Raw genomic sequence first — 7873 nt, forward strand, 5'->3', positions numbered from 1 at the left:
GGATCGCAAGACCTCGCCCACAAGCCGCGGCGGGGTCTTGAACTTTGCCGGCTGATTTATTAGCTTGCTAATGAAAATCGCGACCTGCCCGCGGGTTCAGCAGGAAAAATCCCATGCCAGACCGTCCCTCCACCTTCGTGGAAACCCTGATCGAACTGACCCGGACATTGCGCGCGGCATTCGGCGTGCGGGTCGAGAAGCACGGGCTGACCTATGCCCGCGCCCGGCTTCTGACCACCATCGGCCGGCACGAGGGTGCGAGCCAGGCCGAGCTGGCGGCGCTGATGGGCATCGAGACGCCGACGCTGAAGCGTCTGCTGGACGCGCTGGAGGAGCAGGGCCTGGCCGAGCGCCGGCCGATCCCCGAGGACGGCCGCAAGCACGCCGTCTTCCTGACCGAGGCGGCGCGGATCGAGCCGCTGCTGGGCTTCCGCGCCGAGGTCGATGCCGCGCTGGCCGAGGGCATTCCGGCCGAGGACATGGCGGTGACGCGCCGCACCCTGGCGCAGATGGCCCGCAACGCCGAGAAGCTGGGGCAGGCATGAGCGAGGGGCAGCAGCCCGCACCGGCGCCCGCTGCGGCGGCGCCGGCCTTCGTGCCGATGTCCTGGCCGGCGACGCTGGGCTATATTGGCGCCTCGGTGACCATCGGGCTGACGCAGGGGCTGGCGCAGGGCTTCGTCAGCACCAACATCCCGCAGATCGCCGGCGATCTGGGCGCCACCCAGACCCAGGCGACCTGGCTGATGGCGGCCTTCCTGATCCCGCGCGCCTCGATGCCGCTGCTGCTGATCAAGATCCGCACCCAGTTCGGCCTGCGCCGCTTTGCCGAAGTGGCGATCCTGGTCTATCTTGCCGTCTCGCTGGCGGCCTTCGCCGTCTCGGACCTGCGTTCGGCGGTGACGGTGCAGTTCTTTGCCGGCATGGCTTCGGCGCCGCTCTCGACCCTGGCCTTCATGTACATGCTGGAGCCGCTGCCGCCGGCCTGGAAGATGCGGCTGGGCCTGCCCATGGTGCTGGCCATGGTCGCGGCCGGGCCGATGCTGGCGCGGGTGATCTCGCCGGCGCTGATGGGCGATCACGGCTGGGACGGGCTGCATTTCATGGCGCTGGGCATGGCGGCGGTGTCGCTGGGGCTGGTCTATGCCCTGCCGCTGACCTCGCAGCCGCGGGTCAAGGTCATCGCCGCCATGGACCTGGTCAGCTGGCTGCTGATCGCCACCGGCTTCGGCGGGCTGACGGTGGCCTTCGTCATGGGCTCGATCCACTGGTGGACCGATGCGCCGTGGCTGGGCTGGGTGATGGCGCTGGCCGTGGTGGCGCTGACCCTGGCCGTGGTGATCGAGCTGCACCGCAAGACGCCGCTTCTGGACATCCGCTGGCTCTCCAGCCCGGCCATGCTGCACCTGACGGCGACGCTGCTGATCTTCCGCCTGGTCTTGTCCGAGCAGAGCGCGGGCGCGCCGCGCATGTTCCAGGTCCTGGGGGTGACGCAGGACCAGCTGGTGCCGCTTTTCGCCCTCATCACCCTGGCGACCGTGCTTGGCGGCCTGGCGCTGGTGCCCTTCATGCGTCCCCAGCGCGTGCCGCTGTTCCACCTGATCGCGCTGGCGCTGATCTGCACCGGCGCCTGGATGGACAGCCATTCGACCATCGACACCCGGCCGGCGCAGATGATGCTCAGCCAGGCGCTGATCGCCTTTGCCGGCTCGTTCTTCCTGGCACCGGCGATGATGCAGGGGTTGCTTTCGGCCCTGGCGCGCGGGCCGGCCTATATCCTGTCCTTCATCATCGTCTTCCTGTCCACGCAGTCGCTGGGCGGCGCCATGGGTTCGGGCCTGTTCTCGACCTTCATCAACCACCGCCAGGCCATGCATCTGCAGGTCCTGCGCGAGGCGCTGACCGCCGCCGACCCGCTGACCGCCGCGGCCGTGGCCCGCAACATGGCCATGCTGGGGCCGCAACTGCCGGACCTGGCGGCGCGCAAGGCGCAGGCCGTGGCGCTGATCGCCCAGGACGCCAGCGCCCAGGCCTATGTCATGGCCTATAACGACGCCTATTTCCTGACCTTCCTGGTGGCGGCGGCGGCGCTTTGCGCGCTGGTCCTGCACCTGTTCCGCGACTGGCTCGCGGCGCGCTTCTGGCCCCGTCCGTCCGCGCCCGCCCAGCCCGAGACAGCCCAGCCCACGCCCGCCACGACCAGCAGCCAACCCGAGCCCGCGACATGACCAAGACCCATCTGATCCCCACCCTGATCGCCATCGCCGCCGGCATCGCTGGCCTGCTCATCGTGCTTTACGCCTGGCACCTGCCGCCCTTCACCCCGGCGCATCCGCAGACCGAGAACGCCTATATCCGCGGCAAGGTCACCACCATCGCCCCGCAGCTCTCGGGCTATGTGGCGGCGGTCGAGGTGCAGGACTTCCAGCCGGTCAGGGCCGGCCAGGTCATCGCCCGGCTCGACGACCGGCAGTATCGCCAGAAGCTTGCCCAGGCCCGGGCGGTGCTGGAGGGCGCCGAGGCGGCGCTGCAGATCCAGGAACAGAGCGTGCATTCCGCCCGGGCCAGCCTGCAATCGGCCAAGGCGGCGCTGTCGGCGGCCGAGGCGGCGCGGGACACGGCGAAATCGACCTGGGACCGGGCGCAGGCCCTGCAGTCGCGCGGCGTGACCGCGCAAAGCTCGGCCGACCAGACCGAGCTGGCGCTGCGCCAGGCCGAGGCCGCCGTCACCCAAGGACAAAGCGCCATCGCCGTGGCGCGCGAGACCGTCAACGGCGCCCAGGTCGGGCTGGCCGCCAAGCGCGCCGAGATCGCCTCGGCCCGTGCGGCGGTCGAGCTGGCGCAGATCGACCTCGACAACACGGTGATCCGCGCCCCCGCAAACGGGCGGCTGGGCCAGGTGGGCGTGCGCATCGGCCAGTATGTCACCGCCGGCACGGCGCTGGTCAGCCATGTCGGCCCCGATGTCTGGGTGATCGCGAATTTCAAGGAAACCCAGCTGCACGGCGTCCGCGTCGGCGACCGGGCGACCTTCACGGTGGATGCCATGCAGCACCGCGCCTTCACCGGCCGGATCGAGGCCTTCTCGCCGGCCACGGCATCCGAGTTCAGCCTGCTGGGATCCTCGAACGCCACCGGCAACTTCACCAAGATCGTGCAGCGCCTGCCCATCCGCATCAGCATCGACCCGGGCCAGGCGATGTCGGAATACCTGGAGCCCGGCCTGTCGGTGGTGGTGACGGTGGACGAGGGCTCGGGCGCGCGCGACACATCCGCCAGCGCCGGGCCGCTGGTCATGGGGCATGAGGGCTGAAGGCCGCCCCGGTGCGCGCCATTGCCAGGGCCGCGCCGGGGGCGGGGTTCGGCCCGAGCCGCAGCCATGGCCGCATCGCGGATCCCCTGCCGCGTGGGGGAGGGCCGGGAAGCAAGCCCCGGTCTTGCCCGGCGCTATGGACCGGCGCGGCAGGATATTCTAGAACTCGGGCAGGGTGCAGGCAGGCGGCGCGGTTCCGCCCGGGCACTTCCGGGAGGCAGGAAACTTGGCCACGCTCAAGGATGTCGCGCGGGCGGCGGGGCTGTCGATCACGCAGACCAGCCGGGCGCTGAACGACCATTCCGATGTCAACGAGATGACCCGCGAGCGGGTCAAGGCGGTGGCGCGCTCGCTGAACTACCAGGCGAACATCTCGGCGCGCAAGCTGGTCACAGGGCGCTCGGGCATGGTGGCGCTGGTGGTGCCGCATTCCGCCGACCTGCCGCGCGACGGCCTGTTCATCGAGGGCGTCGCCGGGCTTTCGGCGCAGTTCTCGGGGCGCGGCATGCAGTTCGTGCTGCATGTGGCCCAGCCCGAGGAGCCGATCACCCGCGTCTATCAGCGCCTGATCGGCAATGGCGTGCTGGACGGCTTCATCCTGTTCAGCCCGCATGACGGCGACCCGCGCGCCCGGTTTCTCAAGGAGCGGGGCATCCCCTTCGTGGTGCATGGCCGCATCTGGCCCGAGGCCGACCACGCCTATTTCGACATCGACAACGAGGGCATCCTGCTGGAAAGCGCCCGGCACCTGATCGGGCTCGGCCATCGCCGCATTGCCTTCATCAACGGCGTGCTGGGCCACGGCTTCGCTTCGGCGCGGATGCGCGGCTATCGCCGGGCGCTGGAGGAGGCCGGGCTGGCCGAGGATCCGGCGCTGATCCGCCATGGCGAGATGACCGAGGCGCTGGGGCTGGTCGCGACCGTCGAGATGTTCCGCTCGGGCAAGCCGGCACCCACGGCGATGCTGTGCAGCAACGTGCGCATCGCCAAGGGGGTCTACAAGGCGCTCGAGGCGCTGGGCCTGTCGATCCCCGGCGACGTCTCGGTCATGGCCCATGACGACCATCTGCCGATGCTGCGCGCCTCGGCCTTCTTCCCGGCGCTCAGCGTCACCAAGGCCCCGCTGCGCGACAGCTGGGAGCCCTTGGCGGACTGCCTGACCGGGCTGCTGGACGGCCGCCCGCAAGAGGAGCTGCAGATCGTCGGCCCGCATGAACTGATCATCCGCAACTCGACCGGGCCGGCGCCGGCCTGAACCGCGAAAGGAATGCCCATGCCCGTTCCCGACCGTGCCGCCATCCAGGCCATGGATGCCCAGGATCCCCTGCGCCATTTGCGCGACGCCTTCATCCTGGCCGGGGACGAGATCTACCTGGACGGCAATTCCCTGGGGCCCGCCACGCTGGCCGCGCAGCAGGAACTGCTGACGGCGGCGCGCGAGGAATGGGCGCGCGACATGATCCGCAGCTGGAACGGCGCCGGCTGGTTCGACCTTCCGGTGCGGCTGGGCGACCGGATCGGCAGGCTGATCGGCGCGGCGCCGGGGCAGGTGGTGGTGGCCGACACCACCTCGGTCAACATCTACAAGGCGCTGCACGCCGCCATGGGCCTGCGGCCGGGGCGCGGCACCATCGTCGCGGAAAGCGGCAGTTTCCCGACCGATCTCTACATGGCCGAGGGCGTGGTCTCGACCCTGCCCGGCGCGCGGCTGCGGCTCGAGGGCGTGGACGCCCCGACGATCGAGGAGCTGCTGGACAGCGATGTCGCGGCGGTGCTGGTCAACCATGTGAACTACAAGACCGGCGCCCTGCGCGACATGGCGGCGCTGACCGCGCGCATCCACGAGGCGGGCGCCCTCGCCATCTGGGACCTGTGCCACTCCGCCGGCGCCCTGCCGGTCGCGCTGGACGCGGCCGGGGCGGATTTCGCCGTGGGCTGCAGCTACAAGTATCTGAACGGCGGTCCCGGCGCGCCGGCCTTCATCTATGTGGCAAAGCGGCACCTGGGCCAGGCGCGGCAGCCGCTCAGCGGCTGGTGGGGCCATGCCCGGCCCTTTGCCTTCGAGACCGGCTACGAGGGCGATCCCGGCATCCGCCGCTTCCAATGCGGCACCCAGCCGATCCTGTCCATGCGGGCGCTGAAGGGCGCGCTGGAGGTCTGGGACCGGGTGGACATGGCGGCGCTGCGCGCCAAAAGCATCGCGCTGACCGGCCTGTTCATCGAGCTGGTGGAAAGCCTTTGCGCTGGGCGGGGCCTGGCGCTGGAAAGCCCGCGCGACGGCGCGCTGCGCGGCAGCCAGGTCGCCTTTCGCCACGACCATGCCCATGAGATCATGCAGGCGCTGATCGCCCGCGGCGTGATCGGCGATTTCCGCGCCCCCGCCACGCTGCGCTTCGGCTTCGCGCCGCTCTACCTGCGCCATGTGGACGTGCTGCGCGCGGCCGAGACGCTGGCCGAGGTGCTGGAAAGCGAAAGCTGGCGGGATCCGCGTTTTGCGGTGAAGGCGGCGGTGACCTGAACTAGCTGGCGGGCGGGATCAAACACCTAGCCGGCGGGCGGGCAGACGCGCACCTCGGTCCCCCATTCGGCGCAGCGGCGCATCAGGTCCTCGGGCAGCGGCCGGTCGATGAAGACCGCGTCCAGCTCGGACAGGCTGCCGATGCGGGCCGGGGCCGGGCGGCCCAGCTTGGAATGGTCGGTGACCAGGAAGGCCCGCCGCGACTGGCGCAGGATCGAGCGGCTGACCCGCACTTCGGCCAGGTCGAAGTCCAAGAGGTCGCCGTCATGGTCCAGCGCCGAGGTGCCGATCACCGCGTAATCGACCTTGAACTGCTCGAAGAACTGCGTCGTCAGCTCGCCTACCAGCCCGCCGTCCGAGCGCCGCAGCGCGCCGCCGGCCACCATGATCTCGCAGCCGGGATTGGCCAGCAGGATATTGGCCACGTTCATGTTGTTGGTGACCACGGTGATGTTGGAGTGATGGATCAGCGCCTGGGCTACCGCCTCGGTCGTGGTGCCCAGGTTCAGGATCAGGCTGCAATTGTCGGGGATTTCCGCCGCGCAGGCCGCGCCGATGGCCGCCTTGGCCTCGGCGTTCATGCGCCGCCGCGCCTCGTAGCCCAGGTTCACCGCGCCGGCCCGCGGCACCGCGCCGCCATGGACGCGGTCCAGCAACCCGGCCTCGGCCATCTCGCCCAGATCGCGGCGGATGGTCTGCAGCGTCACCTCGAAACGCTGGGCGAGGTCGTCGACCAGCACACGGCCCTCGGCCCGGGCGAGTTCGAGGATTTCGCTCTGGCGGATGCTGAGGGCCAAGGGGCACTCCATGCTGGAACGGCTTCACTGTAAGCGATCCGCTTCTGCGCGCAAGCGTTCCTTGCGCCGGGACCGGGCGGCGCCGATGTTCGGATCGGGCGCGGTCCAGCCCGAAACGAAAGCCGCTTGACCCCCCGCCGGGGCCGGTGCAGCTTGCGGCGCGACGCAGAAAACAGGCCAGCCATGACCGATCCCGCCGCCTTTCCGGGTCTTGCCTCCTTTGCCTTCGCCCTGCCGGGCCGCACCGTCTTTGGCCGAGGCGAGGCGCGGAAGGCCCCCGCCGCGATCCGGGCCCATGGCCCGCGCGGCGTGCTGGTGCATGGCGCCGATCCCGGCCGGGCCGCATGGCTGGTCGATGCCCTGCGCGCCGAGGGGGCCGAGGTGCTGACCCTCGCCTGCGGGGCCGAGCCGAGCCTGCCGATGCTGGAGGATGCCCTGGCGCGGGCCAAGGAATTCCGCCCGGCCTGGGTCGCGGCGCTGGGCGGCGGCGCGGCGCTGGACCTGGGCAAGGCGCTGGCCGGGCTGGTGCCGGCGCCGGGCGGGATCATGGATCATCTCGAGGTGGTCGGGCGCGGCCTGCCGCTGTCGGTTCCGCCCTTGCCCTATGTCGCCCTGCCGACCACCGCTGGCACCGGGGCCGAGGCGACGCGCAACGCGGTGATCGGCCTGCCCGAGCATGGCCGCAAGGTCTCGATCCGCGATGAACGGATGCTGCCGCGGCTGGCCATCGTCGATCCGGCGCTGACCGATGATTGCCCGCGCGCAGTGACGCTGGCCTCGGGACTCGATGCGCTGGCGCAGGTGATCGAGCCCTGGATCTCGTGCAAGGCCACGCCCTTCACCGATGCGCTGGTGCGCCCGGCGATCCGGCCGGGCCTGCGGGCGCTGAAACGATTGATGGAGAAGGAAGAGGCGGCGGCGCGCGACACCATGGCCTGGGTCAGCCTGTGCGGCGGCATCGCGCTGGCCAATGGCGGGCTTGGCGCCGTGCACGGGCTGGCCGGGGTGATCGGTGGCGTGACGACCGCCGCCCATGGCGCGATCTGCGGCGCGCTGCTGGGTCCGGTGCTGGAGATGAACCGCGCCCATGCCTCCGATCCTGCCCGCATCCGCGAGGTCTGCGGCGAGGTGGCGGCCGTGCTGGGTTGCGACGAGGCCGAGGCGCCGCAGGCCCTGGCCCGCTGGGCGCGCGGGGCCGGCCTGCCGGGGCTGCGGGCGCAGGGCCTCGATCCGGCGCGGCACCAGG

At 71.0% G+C, this 7873-nt stretch carries 7 protein-coding genes; 6 read left to right on the top strand and 1 reads right to left on the bottom strand.

The genetic code is table 11. The features are described from left to right. Window positions 1–113: 113 nt before the first annotated feature. The 5 genes from I9P22_RS13015 to kynU all read left to right on the top strand — a co-directional run bounded on the left by I9P22_RS13015 (window position 114) and on the right by kynU (window position 5830). Window positions 114–545 (top strand): MarR family winged helix-turn-helix transcriptional regulator, encoded by a 432-nt coding sequence (locus tag I9P22_RS13015; RefSeq protein ID WP_199259917.1) that lies wholly within the window; start codon window positions 114–116, stop codon window positions 543–545. Beyond that, a complete protein-coding gene (locus tag I9P22_RS13020; RefSeq protein WP_199259918.1) occupies window positions 542–2227 on the top strand; it encodes an MFS transporter in 1686 nt (561 codons plus the stop codon). The genes I9P22_RS13015 and I9P22_RS13020 overlap by 4 nt, the downstream gene beginning before the upstream one ends. Further along, window positions 2224–3312, top strand: coding sequence for an HlyD family secretion protein (locus I9P22_RS13025; RefSeq protein ID WP_199259919.1), 1089 nt, complete (start codon window positions 2224–2226; stop codon window positions 3310–3312). Before I9P22_RS13020 ends, I9P22_RS13025 begins: the two co-directional genes overlap by 4 nt. A gap of 226 nt (window positions 3313–3538) precedes the next feature. Then, window positions 3539–4567, top strand: a complete 1029-nt coding sequence (locus I9P22_RS13030) for a substrate-binding domain-containing protein (protein WP_199259920.1) — start codon at window positions 3539–3541, stop codon at window positions 4565–4567. Window positions 4568–4585: 18 nt separating this feature from the next. Further along, window positions 4586–5830 carry a kynureninase gene (kynU, locus tag I9P22_RS13035; RefSeq protein WP_199259921.1) on the top strand — a complete coding sequence of 415 codons (1245 nt, stop codon included), beginning with the start codon at window positions 4586–4588 and terminating at the stop codon, window positions 5828–5830. A gap of 26 nt (window positions 5831–5856) precedes the next feature. Here the strand turns inward: kynU and I9P22_RS13040 are convergent, their stop codons facing one another. Then, a complete protein-coding gene (locus tag I9P22_RS13040) occupies window positions 5857–6627 on the bottom strand; it encodes a DeoR/GlpR family DNA-binding transcription regulator (RefSeq protein WP_199259922.1) in 771 nt (256 codons plus the stop codon). Window positions 6628–6810: 183 nt separating this feature from the next. Between I9P22_RS13040 and I9P22_RS13045 the strand changes: the two genes are divergently transcribed. Further along, the coding region (locus tag I9P22_RS13045) for an iron-containing alcohol dehydrogenase (protein WP_199259923.1) at window positions 6811–7873 on the top strand (1063 nt) is incomplete at its 3' end.

This window comes from Paracoccus binzhouensis, from assembly GCF_016446475.1.
Classification (GTDB): Bacteria; Pseudomonadota; Alphaproteobacteria; order Rhodobacterales; family Rhodobacteraceae; genus Paracoccus; species Paracoccus binzhouensis.